Here is a 24,557-nt window from a genome sequence, read left to right as displayed (position 1 = left end):
GTTTGGGTAACGGTATGCGTGACGGTTGGAGCTGCTTGCGGGGATCCCGCGCAGCTTGAAAGGGCCAAGCACAGGAGCGCGCCGCTGGCCAGTGTTGTGGTGAGTTTCAAACCTAATTTCCCCTCGAAATGTATTGGCAAATCTGGATGCCCCGTTGCGGCTCGCTGTCCAGTTCGGCACCGAAGCCTCTTCGCGACGCCGCGATGGGACGGATTGTCTTTGGACCAGCTAGAGGCCGGTGGTGCTTACTCCGTACTCGGCCTGTTCCGGGGTGAACCCGTTGAAGAGCAGCTGATCGACCAGATCCCCCCGGGAGAAGGAACTGTACTTGAGATAGCTCGCGGCTTTCTTGGCCGCCTGCTCGTTCCAGTCGACGGTCACACGGTCCACAGCCCACGTTGCATCTTCCGTCGAGAATTTGTTGTATTCCAGCTGCCCGATCAAATCGGTGCGTGAAAAGGCGCTGTATTTGAGGTAGCTTTCAGCTTTCCGTAGAGCATTCTGTTGACTGACGGTGCCCTTCTTGGCAGCAGCCTCAGCTTCGGCCGCAGCCTTCGCAGCAGCCGCGTCAGCGGCAGCCTGAGCTTTGGCGGCAGCGTCGGCTTCGGCTTTTGCCTTAGCCGCTGCGTCAGCCTCAGCCTTGGCTTTCGCAGCGGCCTCAGCTTCGGCCGCTGCAACAGCGGGGTCCTTTGTGGGAGCTGGAGTGGCAGACGCGGTCTGACCTGCAGTGGCGACCTTGGGAGAGGAGGCGACGGGCGCTGACGAGGGTGCAGAGCCCGCGCGGGCCGAGTTGACGACGATGCTGAGGAGAATGACAACGCCGGTGACGATCAGGGCCACTTTCTTGTGCCTGTCATAACCTTCCAGCGGAAGCCCACGCTTGTCGCGTGTCTTGTTAGCCAGCACCAAGATGAGGTCAATCAATGCCCAGATGCCGAGCCCACCAAAGGTGACGAGCTTCAGGATGCCGGTTCCCACCTTGCCGAGGTAGAAGCGGTCAACGCCGAAGACGCCAAGGAGCAGCGAGAGCAGCCAGGTCGCCAGGAACGACTTGTTGCTTACCGGCGGTTGACCATAGCCGTAGTTCGGAGGATAGGGGGCGGTGTAGGGTTGCTGGCTCATGAGAGTCCTTCCATAGGACACCTGACCGACGTGCGATAAAAAGCGTGCGGGGTTGGGTGCGGTGATGGACACACATGGAGGAAATCCAGCGTGGAGCGTGGACCGCAAAAGCGGTACACCGAGCCAGCCGACAGAAACAACATTTTCGCTTCCCCCAATAGCGTCAAAGTCATTTCATTAGATCTGAGAAAATGCCGCCTTTTTTGGTTTCTGGGAGAAAACTGCGCTAATCCTGATATTTAGTCGCGAATCTTGACGATTTATTGATGCTTTTTTGGGTCCTCATTCCAAGCCTTGGTTGGAAATTCGTACGTCGATAGCCGACTGATAGTGGCCATCGCAGCCCCTATCAGTCCGAGATCGGGGCTGAGGGTTCGCCCTTAGCTAGTCCCATAAACATCGTCCGGTGCAGGATGTCCACGTGCTTCCTGGCAACTTCCACGGCGTCCTGGACATCTCCGGCGCGGAGGGCTGCCACCAGGGCGATGTGGTCCTGGTTGGATTTGTGCAGCTTCTCGATGGGGTAGGGGATGAAGTAGTCGTAGAGCTCGGCGAGCGTCTCGTGATAAACCTCGACGGCGGAGTCCAGGCATGACGCAGTACCCACCAGTTCATGGAACTGCTCGTCCATCCGGTGGTAGTAGGACCAGTCAGTCGCCTCGGCCATTTCCCGGGTCAGCCGCTCCAGCTCATCCAGCTGCTCAGCGGTGGCGTTGACTGCCGCGTAGTGCGTCACGGCGCATTCAAACAAAAGCCTCCGGTCCACCAGCCGGTTCACCGCCTGGGACTCGGCCGGCGACGCCGACAGTGAAGCCAAAACATCCGTAGGCGGCGCCTCCGCCACAAACGTTCCCCCGGCCCGCCCGCGCCGGCGAACCACCACGCCCTGCTCCGCCAGGCTCGCCAAAGCGCGGCGGGCGGTGATCGGACTGACCGAAAGGCCCAGGGCAACGTCCTCCTGGTCAGGCAGCCGTTCGCCCGGTTTCAGCAGCCCCAGAGATATCGCCATGCCGATCCGCATCCGCACGGCGTCCATGGCACTCCGGCGCTCCATGCCGGGCATCCTGCCGGCGCCGAGGGGCGGGGGCTCGACGGTGTCCTCCAGCTGACGGGTCATATCCGCTACTTTACGGCCCACGCCGGCCCCCTTCCCTTTATTGGATCATTCTGATCTAATATAACCCGGATCACACCCCAACGCGGAGAAAAACCCATGCAACGCATCCTTCCCCTCATCGCCGCCCAGGCCCGGCCGCGGCTCATCGGCGAGCCCGTCTCGGCCTTCGCCGATGAGGTCAAAGCGGCACTCGAGGTGCAACCGCACAGCAAGCTGGTGGTCTTCCCCGAGCTGCATCTCTTCGGCGACCAAAACCCGGACCTGCAAAGAACCGAAATGCTCCAGGCGAGCGCCGAGCCGCTGGACGGCCCCCGGGTAAAAGAGCTGCAGCAGCTCGCGAAAGACCTCAACGTCTGGCTGGTCCCCGGCAGCGTCTGCGAACGCGGCCCGGAAGGGCAGTTGTTCAACACCCAGCTGGTCCTGTCCCCGGACGGGGAGCTGGCCGGCTACTACCGGAAGATCTTCCCCTGGCGCCCGTTCGAGCCCTACGATCCCGGCGACCGGTTCACCACCGTGGACCTGCCCGGCATCGGCAGGGTGGGCCTGAACATCTGCTACGACGCCTGGTACCCGGAGGTGTCCCGCCAGCTCGCCTGGATGGGCGCCGAGGTGATCCTCAACGTCGTCAAAACCACCACCCCGGACCGCAAACAGGAACTGATCCTCGCCGAGGCCAACGCCATCGTCAACCAGGTCTTTGTGGTCAGCGTCAACTGCGCCGGCCCCACCGGAATGGGCCGGAGCATCATCGTCGACCCGGAGGGCAACACCCTCGCCCAGGCACCTGACGACGCACCCCGGCTGCTCGCCGCGGAACTGGACCTTGCCGCCGTCGAGCGCGTCCGCACGCACGGCACGGAGAACCTCAACCGCCCTTGGTCGCAGTTCCGCGAGGGGGAGCCCGCCGTCGAACTTTCCGTCTACCAAGGCCGCATCAACCCGGCCACCTGGACACCGCCGTCCTACAAGCCCTAAGGAAACACCGTGACAACCACCCTCACCCGCACGCTGAAGCTGCCCTCGCTGGTCCTGTTCGGGCTGGCGTACCTGACCCCAATCATCGTCCTGGGGATCTTCGGCATCATCGCCGAAACCACCGGCGGCGCCGCGCCCGCCGCCTACCTGGTGGCGCTCGTGGCCATGCTGTTCACCGCGCACAGCTACGGACGGATGGCCGTCGCCCACCCCGTGGCCGGTTCCGCCTACACCTACGTCCGCCGCTCCATCGATTCCCGGGTGGGGTTCCTGGTGGGCTGGGCCGTGCTGCTCGACTACCTCTTCCTCCCCATGGTCATCTGGCTCATCGGCGGCTCCTACCTGAGCGCCCAGTTCCCCGGCATCCCCATCGGCGTCTGGATCGTGGGCTTCATCGTCATCACCACGCTGCTGAACATCCTGGGCATCAAGGTGGCGGACAAAGCCAACTACGTGCTGATGGCGTTCCAGCTGCTGGTCCTCGTGTTCTTCGTGGCACTGGCCATCGGCAGCGTGGTGTCCGCCAACGGCGCCGGGGGACTGGCCAGCGGCCAGCCGTTCTTCAACGACACCGCCAGCTTCGCCACCATCTCCGCAGGCGCGGCCATCGCCGCGTACTCGTTCCTGGGGTTCGACGCCGTCACCACCCTCACCGAGGAAACCATCAACCCGCGCCGGACCGTGCCGCGCGCCATCATGCTGGTGGCCCTGATCGGCGGCGGCATCTTCGTGGCGGTCTCCTACGTGACCCAGCTGGTCCACCCCGGCGGCGTGTTCGAGGACTCGGCCTCCGCGGCCAGTTCCATCGCCCTGCAGATCGGCGGGCAGCTGTTCGGCGCCGTGTTCCTGGCCGGCCTGGTGGTGGCGCAGTTTGCCTCCGGCCTCGCCGCGCAGGCCAGCGCCTCCCGCCTGCTGTACGCGATGGGCCGCGACTCGGTCCTGCCCAAGGCGGTCTTCGGCCGGCTGAGCGAGAAGTTCCACACCCCGGTGGCGAACCTGGTGGTCACCGGCATCGTGGGCCTGATCGCGATCTTCCTGGACGTGGCCACGTCGACGTCGTTCATCAACTTTGGTGCCTTCACCGCCTTCACGCTGGTGAACGCCGCGGTGGTGTTCCACTATGTGCGCCAGCGCCGGGCAGGGCAGCAGCTGAACCCGGTGTCCTACGTGGTGGTCCCGGTGATCGGCGCCGTCATCTGCGCCTACCTGCTCTCCCGGCTGGACAGCAACGCCATTACGCTTGGTGTGTCCTGGCTGGTGCTGGGCGTGCTGGTCCTGGCCCTGATCACGCGTGGCTTCAAGGCGTCACCGCCGGAGATGACGGCCACGGAGAAGGCGACGGTCGAGGCGGCCGCCTAACCCTGGCAATTTGTAGTGTGGCCGCCGGCCCGAGGGAAGGAACAGCCGTGAGGATAGCGCTGGGGCAGCTGGAGTCGGGCGCCGACATCCGGGCCAACCTCGCCGCGATCGACCGGTTCGCCTCTGAGGCAGCGGCCGACGGCGCCGCGCTGGTCGCCTTCCCGGAGTACGCCACCTACGAGAAGAAGAAGGTGGACGCGACCTTCCCCGAGGTCGCCGAGCCGCTGGACGGCCCCGTCTGCCAGGAACTGGCCGCCATTGCCCGCCGCCACCGCATCGCGCTGGTGGCGGGCGTGGTGGAAACCTCGAACGAGCCGGAAAGGGCGTACAACACGCTGGTGGCTTTCGGGCCCGACGGCGGCCGACTGGCTTCCTACCGGAAGATCCACCTGTTCGACGCGCAGGGCTTCGGGGAGTCGACGTTCATCACGCCCGGCCCGTCCACCGATCCTGTGGTGTTCGTGTACGGGGGAGTGCGGTTCGGTCTGATGACCTGTTACGACCTGCGGTTCCCGGAGCTGGCCAGGTGCCTGGCCGACGCCGGCGCGCAGGTTCTCCTGGTCTGCTCGTCCTGGGTGCCGGGAGAGCACAAGACGGAGCAGTGGCTCGCTTTGAATGCGGCACGGGCGATTGAGAACAGCATCTACGTCGCCGGGGTGTGCCAGGCGCCGCCGGTGTCGGTGGGGCGGAGCGTCCTGGTTGATCCAATGGGGGTGGTTGAGGCCGACCTCGGGCTGGAGCCGGGCGTCCTGGGTGTTGAGGTTTCGATGGAAGCGGTGGAGCGGGTGCGCGAGTCGTTCCCGATGTTCCGGCAGCGGCGGCTGTAGGGGTCGCTGCCGCACTTCGTCGGGGGCGGGATAGGATTAGACTCCCTGGTTTCCCGGGCTGCTCAATAGGTAGACACGACAAACATCATAACTTTAGGACAAAAGAGGAAAGTCGTGGGTGAAACGGACGTTGAGGCGTTCGAAGCAGGTAGCGCCGCTTATTCTCTACCCGCCGCTTACCACAGTTCTCGCCTATTTCACCCAGATCCGGCATTGCTCCTCAAGGTACGCGTCAATAGCTCGCTGAAAACCCGCGGAAGCCTAGTTGGTTCGTTACCTCTTGCATCGCTCTGCTACGCGACTGCGTGAAGACGGCGCACGGAGATGGCCTTATGGATTTCCCTACCGACGGCCGCGGCTACGGGGGCGGAAAGGCGTTCCCTATCTGCCGGTAAGCGGCAGTCTTACGACCGGAAATCTGCCAGTCGTCGGGGAATCCTTGGATCCGCGCAGCCATGCGAACAGTGAGACGGGGCATACCCACGTGGTCCTCTGCAGGTACGTCGTCGGCAATGGTTCGCCCTTCTACACCCAGCGAAGCCCATGCGGCACGGGCTCGCGTTGGCCCCAGATCAGGTCCCCGTGCTTTTTCGAGCCACCAACCAAAGTGGGTGCGATGGCGGAAGCCCGGGCTGCCCACTCATCGGCACCGCTCCATCCCTTGGCAGCCATAAGGTCCTTTAGGAGTTCGCCGACAGTTGGGGGCATTAGTTCATTGGGCACAGGCCAATGGAAGTGCTCTGCCAGGTCTTTGCGGATGCCTACGAAAATGACTCGTGGGCGCAGCTGTGAAACTCCGTAGTCTGACGCGTTGAGGAGGCGCCAGCCTGGCGTGTAGCCGAGCTTCTGTAGCTGCGTCTCGACGTCTCGCCGGTACGTGTCGAAGACAGCGTCCAGAAGGCCACGGACATTCTCCAGCATCACAGCTTTAGGGCGGATCTCATCAATTAGGTCTATTGCCTTCGGGAACAAGTTACGTTCGTCTTCGGCACCGAGCTGTTTGCCTGCTTTTGAAAATGGAGGGCAAGGAACTCCGCCGGCGAAGAGATCCACGCCCTTGTATGCCTTGCCCGACCACTCCAGGAGATCTTGCTCGAGGATGTTCCATTTGGGGCGGTTGAGCCGAAGTGTCGCGCATGCTGGAGGTTCAATCTCGACCAAGGCTTCATGCCCGAAACCTGCCATTTCCAGTCCTAGCGCCTGCCCCCCGGCCCCTGCACAGATCTCGACTGACGTTAACTCTTCGGCCACTGTATTCCTCCCGCTGATTACGCCTCTAAGACTACCTTGGGGAGAACCTAAGACCTTGCGCCGACACTGCTACGCCATGGCGCCGACTATGATGCGGAACTTATCCTTCGGCTTCATACGCCTCCGAAGCGCTGTGCCGACAAGCCTCTTGAATGACGTCGAGCCTTTCCCGACTGTGGTGCTTGGCAATCGGCTTGTGAAATACTTCCTCATCCCTCCTGACGTTGGATAGAACCGGGATATTTTAGGAAGCGTTCGACACGGAATTCTTGCGAACAGGCTTATTGCCGGGCATGTACGGTCTGGACCTTTGCGGTCAGAGCCACTCAACCACCCAGTCACAAGTTGCGGAACAGGTAAACGTCAGCTTGTACAAGCAACCGACAGAAGTAGGACAGCAGTAGCCGCTGGACCTGCATAGCACGGGCACTTAGCCGAACTGATGATTCCGGGAGATCCACATTTTCCCAGCGCCGACCCACATTGCCCAACTCTCCTAATGTAGCCTGGCGGATCAAACGACATTTGGATCGGGGAACAGTGGCAGGCAAATCAAAGGATTGGTCCCAGGCTGAAGTGACCGTAACGGTCCGAAGTTATTTAGAGATGTTGCGAATGGAGGTGTCGGGACAACGGTACGTGAAGAGCCACTTCAGGAAGGCTCTTCTGCCGCTGCTCTCGAACCGATCTGAATCAGCCATCGAATTTAAACATCAGAACATTTCCGCCGTGCTGATGAAGCTCGGGTTACGGCCGATCCGCGGATATCAGCCGGCTCAGAACTATCAGCAGTCGTTGGTGGCCGAGGTGCAGCGCCAGGTGGGGTCCGACCTATCCCTAATCCAGCTCGTCTTGGCCGAAGCGCTGCAAGCGCCTCAAAAAAGCCCTAACAGTGCTCTGGGATTCGAAAGTGCAAGCATCCCCTCGATCATTCTGCCGGAACCATCGCAGTGGACGGGGACACAAACAGTACGCCCGGACTACGCCTTGATAGAAGCAAGAAATCGTGCTCTCGGGCTGGCCGGTGAGCTGGCCGTGGCTGATCTCGAGTATCGGCGCCTCGTTAGGGCTGGCAAAGGGAATCTGGCCGACCGGATCGAGCACGTTAGCCAGTCACGGGGTGACGGTGACGGCTACGACATCCTTTCCTTTGAGGAGACCGGTGAAGAAAAGTTGATAGAAGTAAAAACCACACGATCACGCGCGGAAACCCCGTTTTTTGTCACTCCCAATGAACTGCAAGTGTCAAGGAAGTACTCGGATAGCTTCCACCTATTTCGTGTATATGACTTTGACCAGAATCCAGCTTGGTTTTCGCTTACGGGAAGCCTCGACGCCAGTTGCGTTCTCAAATCGAACGGTTTTACAGCCCTGCCCCGTCCCGCCTAGCCTGCTTCTCGGTGGGGATAGTTGTGCAGCATAGCTAAGGCTGGGTTGAGGCCCAGGGCACCCTTACTGAGAGGAAGAGTAACGGTTACAAGGAGGCTCGAGTCGACAGCAGTTAATGACTACTCGACCATGGCCGTTCCGAGTTCATGCGCTTTGGAAACCGAAGGATTTGCGAAACAACCTCGTGGTGTCACGGCGCATGCTGCTGGCGCCCTTACAATCGAAAACCAGTGGCGGGGGGCTTCAGCCCCCGGCTTCGGTAGATGCAGGGGGAAATGTGAACAGTACTGAATCGGCGCTTGGTGAGGTCCTTGACATAACGCCGGACACAAAGGTCCTTCTAGCGCTCACACATACTCCGTTGAAGCCCCTTGAAGCATTGTGTGAGTTGATCGACAACGGTATTGATGCCTTTCGCGCTGCGGAAATCGCTGGAGAGCCTATACGTCATCCGCACCTTGAGATAACCATCCCCGGGGCGACGCAGGCGAAGCGTGGAGACGGGATGATTCGTGTGGTCGACAACGGAGCTGGTCTTGACCGGTTCGGGCTTGCTAATACGCTCCGTGCAGGTTTCAGCGGAAAAAATCGGTATGACACCCTCGGGTTGTTCGGCATGGGGTTCAATATCGCTACAGGAAAATTGGGACAGAAGACGACTGTAACGACTGCAAGAAGAGCTGATGATTTTGCCTTACGAGTAGTCATCGACCTCCCAAAGCTCGTTAAGAACCGCGTTTTCGAAGTCCCAGTCGATAAGGTTCCCAAGCCCCCAAATTTTGATCACGGCACAATGGTTGAGGTAACAGCATGGTGGCCGGAAGGCCACCCTAATGCGGGCTTTGCCTACCAACTTGCCAGTATTCCCAAAGGGACGCTGGCCGCCCAAATCGGACGCAGATATGCGAGTCTGCTCAAAACCTCCTCAACCGCACGCATCGTATTAAACCAAGACCGAGTAACTGGCTTTGAGCACTGCACTTGGAGTGCCGAGCGAAGTGTCGAGCGTCAAGGGTGGGGATTGATTCCTGCCAGGATCGACATTGACCGGGTCCTGCTTTCCCAGCGCCGATGCATGCAAGATGGGTCTGTTATAGATCCCGCCTCACCTGTATGCCTGGAGTGCGGGGAGTCGGAGTTCAGGACTGTAGAAGAGCGTGTCCGGGGATGGGTGGGAGTACAGCGATTCGATGACAATAACAAGTTTGGAATAGACCTCGTCAGAAATGGACGTGTTATTCGTGTTGGCGAGAAGGACGCCTTTTTCAGTTTTGTGAATGATCTGGGGGAATCGGTCAAAGAATATCCCACGGACCAACAGACGGGCAGAATTGTAGGCGAAATTCACTTGGACCATGTGCCTGTAGACTTCCAAAAGCAGGACTTCCAGCGGAGCAGCGAAGAGTGGCAGCGGGCGATCGAATTTCTCCGGGGCGGCTCACTGTTGCCTAGTAACTGGAAGGATGGGACTCGGAATGAGTCTCCGGTGTCCAGAATTTTTCAGGGCTACCGTAAGGTGCGCAACTACGGGCGAGCCGACATGTACATGGGACGCTACGACGAGGCTACGGGGAAGGCCGTACGCGTTAGTAGGGAAGTAGAAGCTGATCTCTACAGGAGATTCATGGCACGGGAAGTCGGCTTTTACGATGACGCTCGCTGGTGGGATCTCATCGAAACAGCCTCAACACCTCCCGTTCTCGCTATGGAGGAATGCCCGGACTGCGGATTTCAGAACAGACCTGATGAGGAACTTTGTGGTGATTGTGGGCGTATAATTCATGGTAAAGCTTGCGTCGAATGCTCAACTGAGATACCGCTCTCTGCGGTTTCCTGTCCAGCCTGTTCAGCTTCTCAGATCCCAGAGGTTCAGGAGCCTTGGAAGTGCGAAGTTTGCGCTTCCTGGAATGGGATCGATGATGAGGTGTGCGTAAAATGCGCTGCAATTCGGGGTGCTGAGAACCCTCTAAGCGTAGACGTACTCAAGCGTACAGGTGAGATCGTTGACGATCTGTCGTTTTCTAATAAGTCCTTCGTGATGGCAGATCTTCGTAGGACAGAACCGCTGGACTTGACAGTTTATAGGGTGGGTCAGCTCAAGCCCGTTTTTGATGGACCCGCGGTCCCTTCGGTTGCACGGAAGTCTGCCGGAACAATCGAAATGTTTATGGATTTGTCTCATGCTTCGTTTGTTCAGCTTGGCATGAGACCTGAAGAAGCTGCAGCAGTTGAGGCTGCCCAGTATTTGTACAATATGCGGCTAGATCTTGCTGGGCGACCTGGACACTCAGTAGGGAATATTGCAGCTCAGGTGCTAACAGAGGTGTGGGGAGAGCAGCTTTCGTCCGGGCCCGACAAGGTCATAGACTCTATCCGCGCTCTATTCGATAAGATCTCCGAACGTCTTGAACTTAGTACGGATGCAGCTGACTTCTATGACCAGCTAGATCAGTTTGAGCAAAGAGAGCTCGCTGACCGTCTTATTAGTCTGGGGCGCTTGCACGAGTTGTCTGATCTCCGGCATAACGGCGCCTACCTTCGATTTGCTGGCCCTGGTGTTTCAGCCCGCTTTTTCGCACGAAATCCGGACGGCTGGTTTGGTACTGTTTGGTCCGTTCAACTTCCCGATGCGTCTATTGTCGGTGAGAGTGCAGCGGAAAATGCTCGCGAACAATACGTGGGTATTTTTTCTCGATGTCTCGAAGATTGTGCTGCTTTCTTGAGATTCCGGTATCAAGATCCCTTGATCATTACCCGTGCAGCGGCATCGAGGGAGTACTTGGAAACCCACCTCCTGTGAATGACTTTTTGAGTGACAGAGCTATTGCTTCATCTAGCTGGCAAGGTTTCGAAAGGCTTGTTGCGAGGTTGCTTACGGCCGAGGGATTCAAATATCCCACAGTGGTTGGGACTTCAGGCGACGGCGGCGCTGACGTATTAGCTGTGAAAGCAGGTAAGCGTTGGCTCTTTCAAGTGAAGCGATGGAGCTCCCCAGTAGGATCTGAGGTGATTGACCGAACGGTTGCTGCTGCTAAGAGCTACGATGCTGATGTTCCCGTGATTGTTAGCAAATCGGGTTTCACCAGTGATCTGCATAATCAACGGCGGAAGCTGGCGGCCGAAGGGATCAACATTCAGCTCTGGGATCGTGCAGCGCTTGCTCGTCGAGTTCAGAGGCTACCTGAAAACGCCCTTGTAGTAAGGGAGCCGGAGAAATTTCGCCTTCGGGAATATCAGGCGGAGGCAGTTTCCAGGATCATCAATACTTGGGTCAATGACAGCTCGTCATCCGCCCTGGTTGTCTTGGCCACTGGGCTAGGAAAGACGGTCGTTGCAGCAGAATCGATTCGACGTCTGACTGCTCTGCGTGGGGACCTTCGTGTCCTCGTTTTGGCTCACACCAATGACCTCATTTATCAGCTTGAACGGTCTTTTTGGCCGTTTTTTGCTAAGGGGCAGTCAACAGTTGTCGTGAACGGTGTGGAGAGGCCAAGATGGGCCGATTTGTCTCACTTTTCCGCGGTTTTCGCGTCGAGAGACACCCTTTCTATCGCTGCCGCGAGCGGCGTTAGTCTTCCAAATTTTGACATTGTAGTTGTGGACGAATGCCACCACTTGGGGGCGGAGACCTACGAAAAGTTGCTGGACTCGCTTGACGTCGGGGCCCCTCATGGGCCCTTCCTACTTGGCCTGACTGCCACTCCATGGCGTCCTGACGGGTCTGCCTTGGATGTCCGCTTCGATGCGCCTGTCGTCAGTATTGACCTGGTCCGGGGACTTAGAAGTGACTTCTTGGCCAATGTTGATTATCGAATGTTCACAGATAACGTGGATTGGTCAGCTCTCAAGGCGCTCAAAGGCGACCGGTTTACCCCTCGTGCCATAAATAGAACCTTGTTTATAAACCAGTGGGACGATGCTGTAGTTGAAAGAACTCGTGAGGCATGGGAGGACTTGGGCGAGCTTCGACGCGGAATTGTTTTTTGTGGAACCGTCGAGCATGCCGAAAAGATTGCTATGCGTATAAATGCGCTGGGGTTTACAAATGCCGTTCCGATTTTTTCTCGATCATCATCTGGTGACATTATGGGACCAATAGAACGAAACAGGCTTTTGTGGGACTTTTCGTCCGGTAAAATCGGCATCCTGTGTGCAGTTGATGTGCTCAATGAAGGCGTGGACGTACCCGATGTAAACTTGGTTGTTTTTCAACGAGTCACTCATAGCAGAAGAATATTCGTACAGCAGCTGGGTAGAGGACTTCGACTCGCGCCCGGAAAGGAGCGGGTAGTTGTTCTTGACTTTGTCTCGGATGTTCGTCGTTTCGCAGCGGGACTAGACCTTCAGCGGGCCCTTGATGAAGGAGGACCCCGGCCAGGCTCACCCGTAAGGCTGAATCTGCCGTCGCGTATTAGTTTCTTGCGGGCCAATGAACCAGATATGGACGGAGCAAGCTTCCTACGGGAATGGCTGGGTGATATCAAGGAAATTGAGGACGTCGGCGAGGACGTCAGTGTACTGCGATTTCCCCCCGTCGAAAACCTGCCGACGAGCTGAAAGGACCAATAGTTGTGACTAATTGGAAGCAGGAGCGACACGCCGCCCAGGAAGAAGTAGAGGCCCTGGCTGTGTTGCTGCGAGATGAGGATACAACCGACCGTCGCCTGATAGCGGGATACCTCGAGGCGAAACGTGTGCTGGCACGTGCATTCGAACAGCTGGCTGTTGAAAAGTACAGTGACAATAGTCACCTAGAATCGGCAAAAATAATGATTGAGCACGCTATGAGGTCTACTTTCACTCAGATACCTGAGAAGTACCTCCGAGTAAGCGGCTTTAGCCGAGTTCACGCCATGTTGCTGGCCTACTTAGTGCCGCGCGTTGGCACCGCTGTTTATGCAGACGAGCTCCGGATGTTGACGGGAGATGCCGTGCACACCGAGCGCCGGGCGAGAGACCTGAGGGACCTAGGCTTTGCACTGCTCGCGTCTGATCACCCAGGAGGGCAGGCTTATACCCTCGTGGATTCAGTCCCGGCCGCTCAGACGGCCGCGGTCATTCTGATCCACCGCAACATCCGGCAAGACAAGACTTTGAGCGAAAACAGCCGAGCCCGTCTACTACGCTTGGCTGGAATAGGAATCCCCCCGGAGCAGGAGTAATTTGATGCCCAAGCACACTATGAGTTCTTGGACAGATGCCAGCGGAAGTCTGATAAAGGACGAGGAAACTAGCGCCAGTAACCGAAGTGGGCGTTTTGGAAGCACCACGCATGATTGAACTGAGGTTCAGCAGACCGAGGATGCTGCCCCATTCCTGCCAGCACCATCCGAAGTGCTGTTCCGGCGTCCAACTCAGCCCGCCGCCGGTCAATCACCTATTGCTGACCCGGGGCGGTGTAGAACTCCTCAGGCCAGATCGGCTCCCACGGTGCTAGGTACTCCCGGTTCCTTTGAAATACCGCCATCAGAGCCTGGGCATCAGAATCTTGAACGGGTCGCAGGGCGATGCCATCAGCGAGTTCGCGGGAGAAGCTCACCCGGTTCACACTACCCACAGGGCTGCCTCTTCCTGCCTTGATAACTGCTGCGGCCCGCGTAACCTAGGGCTAACGACTTTCGGGGGAAACAATGAATCTCAGTCCTGCCTTCGGTGTTATCGGTGTTCTCTACGCGATCTTCATGACCTTGCTGGCCGGACTTGCGGTGTACGCCCTGGTCCTCGTCATCGTGTTCCTTCGGGTGCGGATCAATGAATTGAATAAGGCCGCACGGCCCAACGACGAACCCCTGCGCTGATGGCATCGCCATACTCATGACCCAGACCCGACGCACCGCCCCCGATCCTGAGTGGGTCCTGATGTACCGGCGCGGCATTCCCACACCGAAGATCGCCGCGGGCGCCGGCGTCGCTGAAACCACGGTCAGGTATCACCTGGCCATCGCCGCCAAGCAGGAACCCGGTATCAGGGCTGAGCACCAGGCGGCGCTTCCTGTAGCCCGGCAGCGGCTGACAGCAGCGGGACGGCGGAACCTGGAAGACATCATTGCCTTCTACCAAGCCGTGGGCCGGTTGCCGACAAGGCGCTCAGCCCGCGAAAAAGCTCTGACTGCATGGCTGCACCATCGCCGTCAGGAAGCAGCAGAGGGCACTCTGTCCCCCATCTACGCTGAGGCTCTCGACGAGATTCCGGGCTGGAGCAGGCCTTCCACAAAACAGGCTGATGACCAGGCGCGCTGGAAGCAGCGTCTGGCTGAGGTCTCTGCCTACAGGGCTGTTGGCAACGATTGGCCCCGGCACAACAAGACCGATGACCAAGGAGAACGGGTACTGGGTGTGTGGCTGCACGTCCAACGCATGAACGAGCGCGCCGGGAAGCTGGATCCAGCCAAGAAGGCGCAGCTTGACGAGGTAATCCCGGGATGGCGGCAGGGCAGGCCGCGACGAGGCCCGAACAGCCGACCGTGCACCCCAGGGACTTCAGGTTCGTCCTCCTCCGGGTAAACCCTGCCGGGGCCCGTTATGCGGCGAAATCTGGGGGGATAAATGAGCAGTCTCGCGCCAAACCAAACAGCCCGCCGCCGGGCGCAGTCTCGTTGCGCCAGGCCAACGCTCGCTGAGTGGGCAGACTCAGTCCGTAGTCTTTTCCAGGGAGATGTACTCCTCGAAAATGAGTGCCTCAACCCGCCACTCGCCCCTGCGCCTGCCCCTGTATTGAGCTGGCGAAGATGGCGCGCAATCTAGTAGTCCCACGCGTCCGGAGCGTTGAAGATATGCAATGAATCACGGCTAGTGCCATAGCTTCTGCACGAGGGCGTTGTTTTCCTTTCGAGGCCGTGGTTGGTGGTTTGTTCGAGCTGGTGCCAAATTGCGTCTTCTCGTCCCTTAACCAGTCTGCTGCTTGACCGCCTAGTGTGCGTGGAGGGTTTCGAGGACGTAACTGTTTACTAGGGATGAAGGGACCCTATAGTGGTCGCACATCTTGTCAGCAGCACGATTTGGAGGCGTTCTGCCGTAGCAAAGCAAGGGCCGTGTCAGACAACCAAGCAACTTTAGGCACGTCTTAACTTCTAGCGGAGGTTCGTGTGTGCGGACGGCTAAGTTTCGAAGCGGCTGCAGGTTCAGGCGGCTTTCAACTCAACCCTGCATCATGCACGGTCCCTGTGGCAGTGGCGGTCCCCTTGTATAAGCTCATCGCTATGCACAATAGTGAACGATCCACTCGGCCTTGGCTTACGGACCTAGGCGATGAATTGGCGGGAGGGGAAGCAAACAAATTCGGCTTTCGTCTCTCGTCCCTAGAGCTCATCTCCGGGGAACAAGTTCCCATCGCGAAGACAGGTGTAACTGCAATTGTGGGTGGCAACAACGTCGGGAAATCGACGTTACTTCGGGAGATTTATGGAGTCATTCACAGCCACTATGGGCAGCCCACCCCGGTTCATCACGTCCTCCAGAAGTGTTCTTATGAGTGGGAGGGCTCCATTGCCGACATGCTGGAGTGGATAGGGCAGAACTACGCGTACTCAGATGCGCCGAACGCACCAGTTGGTTTCATGTCACCGGGGGTGCAGGGGGAGGCAGAACAAGTGCAGGCGATATAGTGCAATACCGCAAGGGCAGTGAGCAAGGCGGAAACCCTTTAGGTGCGCTGGCGCCGTACTTGGCCTATCTAGCTGTGGCACAGCAACGCTTCGAGCACATTCAACCAGTTCAACGGAGACTGGATTTCGGTGATCCTGCAATCCATGCTGTGCACTATCTGGAGGATAGGGCGGAACTGCACGAACAGTTCCTATCGGCAGCTAAGAGCATCTTTGGGATTGACCTTACGCTCGACCCGCTGAGCGGAAACGTCTTCTTTCGAGTGGGTAAGCCATCCGCCGAGGCTCCACCAGTGGATCAGCTATACAGCGGTGGTGGCGCTTACAAGGAAGAACTGAAGTCCCTTCCTGCCTTGCATACCCAAGGTGATGGCATGCAGAGCGCGCTTGCGCTTCTTCTGCCAGTCATTACGGCAAGTTTCCCTATAATCCTCGTGGATGAGCCGGAGGCTTTTCTCCACCCGCCTCAAGCCAGAATTTTAGGCTCAACTCTCGCCCGGTTGGCCCATTCACGCGCCATCCAACTTGTCGTCGCCACGCACGATAGGCACTTTCTCACTGGGCTCTTGGACGCAGACGAGGTGGCTGTCTCCGTTATTCGCCTTAGCAGAGACCGGGACACGTCCGTTGCTACCCACTTAGAATCCAACACTCTTCGAAGTGCTTGGAGTTCCGCCGCTTTGCGGCATTCGAACCTCTTGGACGGCCTTTTTCATCGTGTGGTGGTTGTGACCGAGAATGAAAGGGATTGCCGTTTCTATGCTGCTGCCCTGGAAGCGTTGGATGAAGAAACCACATTGCCTATTCGTCCGCATGATGTCCTTTTCATTTCATCTTCAGGCAAGGGACACATCAGCGCCCTGTCCCGCGTGCTGCTCGCTTCGGGTGTGCCGGTTGTCGCTTCTCCTGACTTGGACATAGTCAACGATGAGCAGACCATCCAAAAGCTGTTCGCGCTATTTCAAGGTAACTGGAGTGACATTCAAAGCACGTACGCTGCTGCTACGGCAGAGTTCAGAACGCCCCGCGTAATCAGAAAAAATGAAGAAGTGCTCCGTCTCGTTCAAGTGGTCTTAGGGCAAAACCTAGGCGATGACTACACAGGCAATACCAAGAGAGACATTACGAACGTCCTGAGGGTCGATAGCGAATGGCAGAGACTCAAAGACTTCGGAGTTAGCGGCTTTAGAGCTCAGCGAGGCAAAGCAGATGAGTTTCTAAGCAAGCTAGCGGAGCGAGGCATAGTGCCAGTACATGTAGGGGAACTAGAACGATTTGCACCGGAAATTAACTTGGGTAAAGGGGATGCTTGGCTTGCAGGTGCTTTGGCGGCAGGTGCCCATCGTCGCCCTCCTGTTCGCCTGCATTTATCCAATATCCTCACGTCGGCAGGTTTCCCAATGACTCTTCCCTAGGGGGCCGTCTAGGATTCTGGCCGGGAGCGCCATCAACGTTCCGGGCGGGGTGTCTGAGAGGACGTCGGGCTCGACCATGGCCGGATTGCACAGCCCGACCGGACAAGGGCAGGATCGGCCCTTTATCGCGGTATCACCTGCCGACGTTCATTGCCATCATTTTCGGGGCGTACGCCAAGCAATGTTTCACGGGACTTGCAGGAGATGGGACACAGGCCGGGGCTCGGAAGTAACGTGGCTGCTGCCTTCTAGGGGAGGGCCACTCTCCTCATCGATCACCCGGCGGATCTGATGCCGAGAAAGCGCTCAGGCCCTGGCAGTGATCAGGCATTTGGCTAGGTAGAAGGGCTGGTTGCCGTATCGAAAGTACTAGGTGAGGACCAGGACGGGATCCGAGGGGCGCAGGTCCAGCAGCTTCGCACGGCTGAGCCCTACCTGCCTGAGGCTGATCTGGCACTCGCACGGTCCGGGCAGTCGACCCAGCTGGTTGTTGAGCGCGGCAAGCAAGGGGTGCACCGCCGTCGTTTTTGACGTGAAGGGGCGCGGCGGCGCTTTTTGCGAGGCTGACGGGCTGGGCCGAGATGTTTTCCTGCAGGTGGGCGATGGCTTCGCCGTCGCGGATCAGGACCGATTCCTAGAGCCAGCAATCCGTGCCCGGCTCGACGCCGACACCGGGTGCAGCGAACTCGGACGCCGGCTGTTAACGCCAACCGAAAATAGGGCCAGTTTTGCCGACTGAAAACAGGGCCACGGGTTGCTGTTCTATTGTGCCTGAAGCTGTGTTCTGGTCTTGTTCCGGAGCCCGGTAGCTGCTGCCGGTGAGGTTCAGGACTTCTGCGTGGTGGACGATCCGGTCGATCATCGCCGATGCCACTGTCGCGTCGCTGAAGACTTCGCCCCACCTGCTGAAGGCGAGGTTGCTGGTAAGCACCAGGGAGGCGTGTTCATAGCGGGATGAGACCAGCTGGAAGAACAGGTTGGCCGAGTCCTGGTCGAAGGGGATGTAGCCGACTTCGTCAACGATGAGCAGCTTGTAGCGGCGGAGCTTGGCCAGTTCCTGGGGCAGGCGGCCGCGGTCGTGGGCTTCGGCCAGTCTCGATACCCACCCGGTCGCGGTGTCGAACAGCACGCGGTGCCCGGCGCGTGCGGCCCGGATCCCGATCCCGACGGCCAGATGGGTTTTCCCGGTGCCGGGCGGGCCGAGCAGGACCACGTTCTTGGCTTCTTCCAGGAAGACTCCGGTGCCGAGATGCGCGACGAGGTTCCGGTCCGCAGCAGGCTGGTGGTCGAAGTTGAACTCTTCCAGGTGCTTGTGTCCGGGGAACCTCGCGGCCCTGATCCGCAGGGCGGCCCCGGAGGCTTCGCGTTCGGCGACCTCGCGGGAGAGGACAGCGGCGAGGTATTCCTCGTGTGACCAGCCTGCCTCCCGTGCCCGGTCGCCGAGGGATCGGTAGCCGCCGGCAATTCGCGGGGCGCGCAGTGCGCGGGCGTAGTACTCGATGTCCTTCACTGCCCCGTTCACCGGCCTGCTCCGGAGAGCTCGCGGGCATCGTCGGGGATGGCGACACCGAACAGTTCGTCATAGATCGACAGGTCCCGTTCCTCTACCACCGTGGATCGTCCGGCCTTGATGCTGCGGTGGATCCGTCGGAGCGAGGCGGCTTTGTCCACGTGCCCGGGGTCGGTGAAGATTTGGTGTCTGGCCCACCGCCGCTCGTGCCTGGCCAGCAGCCGGCCGTCTGCGCTCACGGTCACCTTTTCCAGGTCTGCTTCGACGTCCACGATCCGCCCAATCGCTCCTGGGTCCACGGAATAGTCGTTAGAAAAGACCCGCACGTAGTAGTCCCGTGGCAGCCGGACGCTGCTGCGGAATGCGAACTCGGGCGCCACCGGCGTCAACGGCCGCATCGCGTCCCGGTCTCGGACGAAGAGCTCGGCCGGGCGTCCGTGCCGGGTCCGGGAGTAGCGGGCGTTCGCGCGTGGCAGCCAGTCCGCGAGCTGGTCGTTGAAATCCAGCGGGGACGCGAACGTCCGGCCGGGCATGAAGCCTTGGCGGAAGTAACGGTTCATCCGCTCCACGATGCCCTTGGATTCTGGATCCCGTGGCGGCAACTGCCGGATCTCGCAGCCCAGCACGCCCGCGAACGCCGCCGTCGGCTCGGTCAGCCGGTCCTGGCCGATCCCTGATTCGTTGTCCCAGACCAGCTGCGTGGGGACTGCACCGGCCTCTTGCAGCAGCGACCACATCCCACCCAGCAGATCAAAGGTCGTACGGGTCGGCAGCATCCTGGCCTGGATGTATCCGGAGAACGCGCTCGTCATCACCAATACCGGAGGCTTGCCCTCCTGCCCGTGCCCCAGAGGAAGCGGCTCATGCGGAAACCACAAATCACATTGCATCGCTTGGCCCGGTTCATGGAGCCTGTCCACCGGATCCGCCGGCACATATTCGGGCCGGAGTCCACGGATCTTGTCCCGGAATAAGGACGCAGAGCCCGTCCAGCCCACGCGTTCGGCCAGTACCGAGGCCGGCATCATCGTCGGCGTCTGAACCAACAGGGCCCGCACCTCCGCCGCGTAAGCATCAAAGCTCGAACCGGCTGGCTTCCGCTCATACTTCGGCGGACGCTCCGCCTCCAACGCCCGGTCCACCGTCCCCCGGGAAACTCCGAGCTGTTTAGCCAGCTCCCTCTTGGAGATTTTCTCCGTCGCGTATCGGTGGCGTATCTGCGCCCAAACATCCAATGTGATCACCTTCCATAATGGTCAGTGTCCTCATTTTCAGTTGGCATTTTTGGCTCTATTTTCGGTTGGCGTCAACACTGACGATCGAGCAGGCTGCAGAAGAGCTCAACGTAAAGGAGAGCCTCATCCGCGGCCTCATCAAGGCGGGGGATCTGCGCGCCCTCCAAGTCGGGGGCCGCGGTTATCTTGCCCGATAACCGGGGCTGGTGCGGTTCGTTCCCGGAATGACGGGGGAAGAGCCTCTCGAGCTGCGTCTGGTTTTTGCGAGGTTTGTGAGGTTGGGTGGTTCCAGCGCCGGGAACTAACCCCGAATAGGATAGGCGGGTGATTGCTGAACCACACCAGCCCCGTTTCCTGACGATGGCGCAGGTCGCAGATGAGTTGAACGTGAAGCAAAGTCTTGTTCAAGGTCTTATCAGGACGGGGGAGTTGCGCGCTTTTCAGGTCGGCGGAAGGGGCCTGTGGCGCATTGGCCGCCAGGACGTCGAAGACTACATCGAGCAGGCGTACCGGCGCACAGCTGAACGGATCGTAGCCGGCGATCTTCAGGACGAGGGCGGGGCTGAGGACCCGCCACGCGGTCGGGCTCAGATTAGGGGCCCCTAATACCGACCAGTAACGGGTTTCGCCGGCCGCATGGGATCTAAGATACCCCCGTGGGGCGCCGCGACGATGCGACGTGAACCTTAGCGCAGGGCCTGGCTGGGGAACCCAGTCTCTGTCCGCCTGGCATCTTGACCGGCGGGTTCTAATACATCTCGTGTCTTTTCCAGGAGACAACAAATGTTCAAGCGCATCCTCGTAATTCTTGCTGCCGTTTTCACGGCGTTCTTCCTGATTGGAGGCCCGGCCCAAGCCGCCCCTGACGGCTCAGGTGGCAACCCGCACTTCATTAAGAACGCCACAAGTGCGAGCCTGTCCGGTTCGAGCTTGGTGGTCAAATTCAAGGAAACAGGCCTGCAGTCCGGGTCCGTCGAGACAGTCACCGCGTCGGCGAGCCTGACAGCGACCTACCAGTGCATCAACAACGGCGGAAGCAACCCGAACGATCCCAAGAAGACAACGGTCAACGTTGATGTTTCCGAGAGCGGCCAATTCACGGCAGACAAGAATGGCAACATCACTGGGACACTGACAGTGACTCCACCGGCCGCCAACACGGTTCTCGACTGCCCAAACGGACAGAGGGCAACCCTGACGACGTGGTCCTACAGCAACATCTCCGTCACTGACGAGACCAGCGGGGCTACGCTCTCCATACCCGGGACCCTCTCCGGCGGCAGCAAAGTGAACTAACCCTTTACCAGACCTGCGGGCCAAGGCGGACGCACGGAAAACGCCTTGGCCCGCAGCCATTCAAGACTCCGGTTGTCATTCAAAGGGCCACCATGCCTGTAATTGCCAGCACCGAGGTCAAAGGGCCTGTTCCGTGACCAATGCTTCCTTCAGGGACTGGGCGAGGGCCATCATCATATTGTCGGTGCTGACTGCACGATTGGAGCAGGTCCCTCGCGGGCCATAAGTTTCAGTTGGATGCTGAACAGTCCTCCTCACACCAAACCTGAAAAGTGTTAGGAACGAGCAGCAGAGTGCCTGGACAAACAATTCCTACACCTGAGAAGAGTGAAGATAAGAGGGGCCTGTGGAGGGTTGGACGACAGGACGTCGAGGACTACATCGCTGAGGCCTATCGGCGCGCCGCCGAACGGATTGCAGCTGGCGAACTTGAAGATGGGGCAGAGGGCGGGGACCAGCAGTAGCTAATCCGAATCCGGCCCTCTTTCGGCCAGCCTAACCCGTGAATACCCCCTGCTCACAGGCACGCCCACCTTCTTCCCCAAGACTGTCAGTGCCCGCGAGCACCACGGTCCTATGACGGCTCCAACTATTGCGGCGGCACCCACGAACTGACGGATCTCGCCTCAAATGTTGTCTGTGACCCGGCCGGGGTGGGATCCCCACCACCTCGTGCTGGACCGCGAAGGAGGCTTTTTTGCTGACGGGTACCCGGCGCCGTGACCTAGTCCAGCCCCGGGAAAGTCGGCGGTCCAAGCGTCCCCGGCGATCTTGGTGCTCGCGTAGCCGCGATTGTCGTGTCGAAGTTCAGGTGCAGTTTTAATGCCGGGTGGAGTCAGTGCTGGAAGCAGGCGGGGTTGCCGGTCGAGCAGCCGTTGGCTATTTCTCCAAGCCTTCACGCCAATGCGAGAACAAAGAAGTTACCTTGTCGAAGTGGCGTTGTAAGTCTGCTGTGACAGTGTACCCATCTTGAGAGGGTGCTCGGATTTCAAGAGCCCGCAGTGTATCTAGGTCCACAAGTTGTACTAGCCCGTCGGGTGAGAGGGAACCACCTCCATTCCCCATGCCGCCAGAGTCTGAGTCGACAGTTGCGAAGAAGGAGACCAACAGGACGGCATTGATGTCTCCGCTTTCTAACGCGTCAGAGACTTTCCTCCGCGCGACCTGAAGTCCTTCGCAGTCCCTAATCAAGCCGTAAGTGTCGAAGAATCGCCTCGTGTTTACCGGGCTAGGCATTGACTTTGCGTAGTCAATCAACTCGCGAATGGCCACCTCGACGACAGCAGGCTTGATCTGTGAAAGGGCGGCACCCGCCGGTACGGCTAGCTCCCCCTGGTCGTACACATGTTCAAGGAGCGTGGAAGCCCTGTTCAGACCACCGCTGAGCATCCGAATTTCCCGCAGACCGCCAAGACGAGCATTGAGTTGGCTGAGATCGTCAAATCCTGGATGCTTTGCCAGTAATTCCCCAGTCCACGTATCGAAGGCTACTGGGGAGGTTGCATCGGAGTTGACTGAAGCAAGCCAAAGGGCGAAGGACGTCAGACGGACCGCGGTGGCTGGATCATCTGCCATTGGCCGAGTAATGCTCGCAGCTTTCTCGACCGAGGCATACGACGTACCGGGAGTTTCTGATGTGAACGTGGCTCGGAAGTCATCGACGGAGAATTCCTCGGAACCGTAACCTAGCACTCGCTGAATGTCTGCATTTACCTGAAGGTCAGAGACGTCCCCCTCAGGAACACCAAAAAGGAAGTACCGGTCAAAATAGTCCGGATGGCTTAAACGCGGAACTTCAGGTGAAGCATTGCCATGGTAGATCGCCGGGAACAGGGACTTCATCGTCTCAGCAGCCCATCTGGCTCTCGTCGTATCGCCAAGGAGCGAGCCCAGTCGTTCCAGCCATTCATTTTTGTCGGGTGCTTTGTAGTTCGGATCCAGTGCACCCCCTTGGCCTGTCAAATCCACTTTCCACAGACGGAGCTTCTCGTAAACATGCGGAAAATGCAGCCGAAGAAAGGTCAGGGTGAGAAAGTCGCCGACATCGACCTCATCGACGCCGACGAGCGTGATGTAGTGAGAAGCCTGCGAGACGAAGCGTTTGACAGAGCGCACCGTCGTGATGAGTTTGGAAGCAGTTTCTTCGTAAAACCACTCAAAGCGGATCCGCGCACCTGAGTTCCGGTCCAACAGTGTCCCCGCCGGTAGGTCATCCAGACCCTCATCCAAGAGAAGCTTCAGATGCCGTCGCTGGGCGGCAGGAATGGTCAGCGGATACTGCACAATCTTCTCAAGGTATGCAGCCGCACGATCTCGACTGCCTACTTTTGGTTCCAAGGCATCGCACAATGCTTCATGATCGTATGCCAGGAGGTAATGCACATTGCTGAAGCGTCCAAGCATCCGGATCGTCTTCATGAGTGTAAGAGCTTCTTCGCCATGCAACCGATCCACATCGTCAACGATCATCAGGATGCGAGCTCCTTCCGACTCAAGGATCCTTTGCACTTTTTCAAATTGAGCGTTCCAGTTCTCTGGGGTAAGAAGTGAGTTTGCCGTATCCCTAAGGGCTGTTCCTGCCCCGGGGATCGCTCCTAATGCAGGGAGCCCTTTTCTCACGAGAGCAGCCACTACTTCGCGGTTCTTCTTTTTACTCAAGTGAGGGCTGGCAGAAAGCAATGTCGAGTAGAACTCAGCCAAGAGGCCGCTGGTGTCTGTCACTGCCCACGGGCTAAATCTCACTGCCTGAATATCGTCTGAGAGATGCTCTTCAATGAGGTTTAGCACTGAGGATTTGCCGCTGCCCCACGCCCCAATGATTCCAAAGACTGTGCTTTCGGCACCATGCGGGACGCTGTTGATGAGGTCCGCTGCTTTTCGGCTGAAGGGTTCGCGATTCAAACGGTCGGCAGCGGAGGTCTTCACTTCAACGTCTGACCAGAGGCTATTCACGACCAAATCGTATGCCATTCGATGAACGCGTCAACGCGTGCCTCGTACCGCCCACCTGTTTCGATAGGCACGGGTTTCGACAGGATCAACCACTGAGGCTGCTACCGCACTTGCAGCTCTGGCATCCCGTTCTGGATCGCGAAGGAGACTTTCGTGCTGACAAGGGATCTCGGCGTCGTGCCGTAGTTCAGGATCCGGAAGTCCGCCGTCAAGACATCCTTTGTCCGAGCTGTTGTACCGGCTGTGTTTGCCCGGAGCAGCCAGCACCTGGCTGGGGTCTCACGAAGATTCACGAAGGCTTGTGGCGCTCCACCATCTCTACTCTGAGGCGCTAGGGCGGATCATACGTGAAACAGCGGATGGAGCCGTGAACGAGTTGGTGGCAGCGACAAAAGAATATGAAGCGATCACTGAACGGCTGCATGCCCTGACACTCATGCCGCTGCCAGCCAATCCCTGACTTGCAACGGCGAGCAGTAACTAGGAAAAAGGGGTTCCGGGCCGT

At 58.8% G+C, this 24,557-nt stretch carries 21 protein-coding genes; 13 read left to right on the top strand and 8 right to left on the bottom strand.

The window, feature by feature from the left end:
* Positions 1-228: 228 nt before the first annotated feature.
* Positions 229-1,122: an Ltp family lipoprotein gene (locus GK109_RS04755; protein ID WP_157238858.1), complete on the bottom strand. Its 894-nt coding sequence runs from the start codon at positions 1,120-1,122 to the stop codon at positions 229-231.
* Positions 1,123-1,471: 349 nt separating this feature from the next.
* Positions 1,472-2,239 (bottom strand): FadR/GntR family transcriptional regulator, encoded by a 768-nt coding sequence (locus GK109_RS04750; protein WP_157238857.1) that lies wholly within the window; start codon positions 2,237-2,239, stop codon positions 1,472-1,474.
* 96 nt (positions 2,240-2,335) lie between these two features.
* Here GK109_RS04750 and GK109_RS04745 point away from each other — a divergent pair, with 96 nt between their 5' ends.
* From GK109_RS04745 to GK109_RS04735, 3 genes are read left to right on the top strand one after another with little or no spacing between them, the layout of a single operon-like run.
* Positions 2,336-3,214 carry a carbon-nitrogen hydrolase family protein gene (locus tag GK109_RS04745; RefSeq protein WP_157238856.1) on the top strand — a complete coding sequence of 293 codons (879 nt, stop codon included), beginning with the start codon at positions 2,336-2,338 and terminating at the stop codon, positions 3,212-3,214.
* A 9-nt stretch (positions 3,215-3,223) separates the two neighbouring features.
* The gene (locus GK109_RS04740) at positions 3,224-4,573 is read left to right on the top strand and encodes an APC family permease (protein WP_370460404.1); all 1,350 of its coding nucleotides are present in this window, start codon (positions 3,224-3,226) and stop codon (positions 4,571-4,573) included.
* Positions 4,574-4,620: 47 nt separating this feature from the next.
* Complete coding sequence (locus GK109_RS04735; protein WP_370460403.1) at positions 4,621-5,400, top strand: carbon-nitrogen hydrolase family protein; 780 nt, start codon at positions 4,621-4,623, stop codon at positions 5,398-5,400.
* 358 nt (positions 5,401-5,758) lie between these two features.
* Here GK109_RS04735 and GK109_RS21885 read toward each other — a convergent pair whose 3' ends face one another.
* Both GK109_RS21885 and GK109_RS04730 read right to left on the bottom strand, forming a co-directional pair.
* On the bottom strand, positions 5,759-5,857 hold the full coding sequence (locus GK109_RS21885; protein ID WP_231754798.1) for a DNA cytosine methyltransferase: 99 nt from the start codon (positions 5,855-5,857) through the stop codon (positions 5,759-5,761).
* A gap of 68 nt (positions 5,858-5,925) precedes the next feature.
* Positions 5,926-6,651 (bottom strand): DNA (cytosine-5-)-methyltransferase, encoded by a 726-nt coding sequence (locus GK109_RS04730; protein ID WP_197432406.1) that lies wholly within the window; start codon positions 6,649-6,651, stop codon positions 5,926-5,928.
* A gap of 540 nt (positions 6,652-7,191) precedes the next feature.
* Between GK109_RS04730 and GK109_RS04725 the strand changes: the two genes are divergently transcribed.
* The 7 genes from GK109_RS04725 to GK109_RS04695 all read left to right on the top strand — a co-directional run bounded on the left by GK109_RS04725 (position 7,192) and on the right by GK109_RS04695 (position 17,059).
* Entirely contained in the window at positions 7,192-8,040 is an 849-nt protein-coding gene (locus GK109_RS04725; RefSeq protein ID WP_157238855.1) for a DUF3883 domain-containing protein, read from the top strand.
* Between the two features lie 277 nt (positions 8,041-8,317).
* The gene (locus tag GK109_RS04720) at positions 8,318-10,840 is read left to right on the top strand and encodes an ATP-binding protein (protein ID WP_197432405.1); all 2,523 of its coding nucleotides are present in this window, start codon (positions 8,318-8,320) and stop codon (positions 10,838-10,840) included.
* Entirely contained in the window at positions 10,735-12,597 is a 1,863-nt protein-coding gene (locus GK109_RS04715; protein ID WP_157238853.1) for a DEAD/DEAH box helicase family protein, read from the top strand. The genes GK109_RS04720 and GK109_RS04715 overlap by 106 nt, the downstream gene beginning before the upstream one ends.
* A gap of 14 nt (positions 12,598-12,611) precedes the next feature.
* Positions 12,612-13,202, top strand: coding sequence for a hypothetical protein (locus tag GK109_RS04710; protein WP_157238852.1), 591 nt, complete (start codon positions 12,612-12,614; stop codon positions 13,200-13,202).
* Positions 13,203-13,670: 468 nt separating this feature from the next.
* The gene (locus GK109_RS21880; protein ID WP_197432403.1) at positions 13,671-13,838 is read left to right on the top strand and encodes a hypothetical protein; all 168 of its coding nucleotides are present in this window, start codon (positions 13,671-13,673) and stop codon (positions 13,836-13,838) included.
* 16 nt (positions 13,839-13,854) lie between these two features.
* Positions 13,855-14,544 carry a helicase associated domain-containing protein gene (locus GK109_RS04705; protein WP_157238851.1) on the top strand — a complete coding sequence of 230 codons (690 nt, stop codon included), beginning with the start codon at positions 13,855-13,857 and terminating at the stop codon, positions 14,542-14,544.
* A gap of 1,099 nt (positions 14,545-15,643) precedes the next feature.
* Entirely contained in the window at positions 15,644-17,059 is a 1,416-nt protein-coding gene (locus tag GK109_RS04695) for an AAA family ATPase (protein ID WP_157238849.1), read from the top strand.
* Between the two features lie 369 nt (positions 17,060-17,428).
* Here GK109_RS04695 and GK109_RS22030 read toward each other — a convergent pair whose 3' ends face one another.
* The 3 genes from GK109_RS22030 to istA form a co-directional block, all read right to left on the bottom strand.
* Positions 17,429-17,575, bottom strand: coding sequence for a hypothetical protein (locus tag GK109_RS22030; protein WP_231754797.1), 147 nt, complete (start codon positions 17,573-17,575; stop codon positions 17,429-17,431).
* Positions 17,576-17,759: 184 nt separating this feature from the next.
* Positions 17,760-18,581 (bottom strand): IS21-like element helper ATPase IstB, encoded by an 822-nt coding sequence (istB, locus tag GK109_RS04685; RefSeq protein ID WP_370460402.1) that lies wholly within the window; start codon positions 18,579-18,581, stop codon positions 17,760-17,762.
* Entirely contained in the window at positions 18,578-19,813 is a 1,236-nt protein-coding gene (istA, locus tag GK109_RS04680) for an IS21 family transposase (protein WP_370460401.1), read from the bottom strand. The genes istB and istA overlap by 4 nt, the downstream gene beginning before the upstream one ends.
* An 8-nt stretch (positions 19,814-19,821) precedes the next feature.
* Here istA and GK109_RS04675 point away from each other — a divergent pair, with 8 nt between their 5' ends.
* The 3 genes from GK109_RS04675 (at position 19,822) to GK109_RS04665 (ending at position 21,100) form a co-directional block, all read left to right on the top strand.
* The gene (locus GK109_RS04675) at positions 19,822-20,001 is read left to right on the top strand and encodes a helix-turn-helix domain-containing protein (protein WP_157238847.1); all 180 of its coding nucleotides are present in this window, start codon (positions 19,822-19,824) and stop codon (positions 19,999-20,001) included.
* Positions 20,002-20,164: 163 nt separating this feature from the next.
* Positions 20,165-20,410, top strand: coding sequence for a helix-turn-helix domain-containing protein (locus GK109_RS04670; protein WP_157242650.1), 246 nt, complete (start codon positions 20,165-20,167; stop codon positions 20,408-20,410).
* A 177-nt stretch (positions 20,411-20,587) separates the two neighbouring features.
* Positions 20,588-21,100, top strand: a complete 513-nt coding sequence (locus tag GK109_RS04665) for a hypothetical protein (RefSeq protein ID WP_157238846.1) — start codon at positions 20,588-20,590, stop codon at positions 21,098-21,100.
* 879 nt (positions 21,101-21,979) lie between these two features.
* Here GK109_RS04665 and GK109_RS04660 read toward each other — a convergent pair.
* Positions 21,980-24,052, bottom strand: a complete 2,073-nt coding sequence (locus tag GK109_RS04660) for a P-loop NTPase fold protein (RefSeq protein WP_197432402.1) — start codon at positions 24,050-24,052, stop codon at positions 21,980-21,982.
* Positions 24,053-24,557: the final 505 nt, after the last annotated feature.

Origin of the sequence: Pseudarthrobacter sp. GA104 (assembly GCF_009741265.1) — a bacterium.
Taxonomy (GTDB): domain Bacteria; phylum Actinomycetota; class Actinomycetes; order Actinomycetales; family Micrococcaceae; genus Arthrobacter.
Note: the sequence above shows the minus strand (reverse complement) of the source record. Positions and strands in the feature narration are given on the sequence as shown.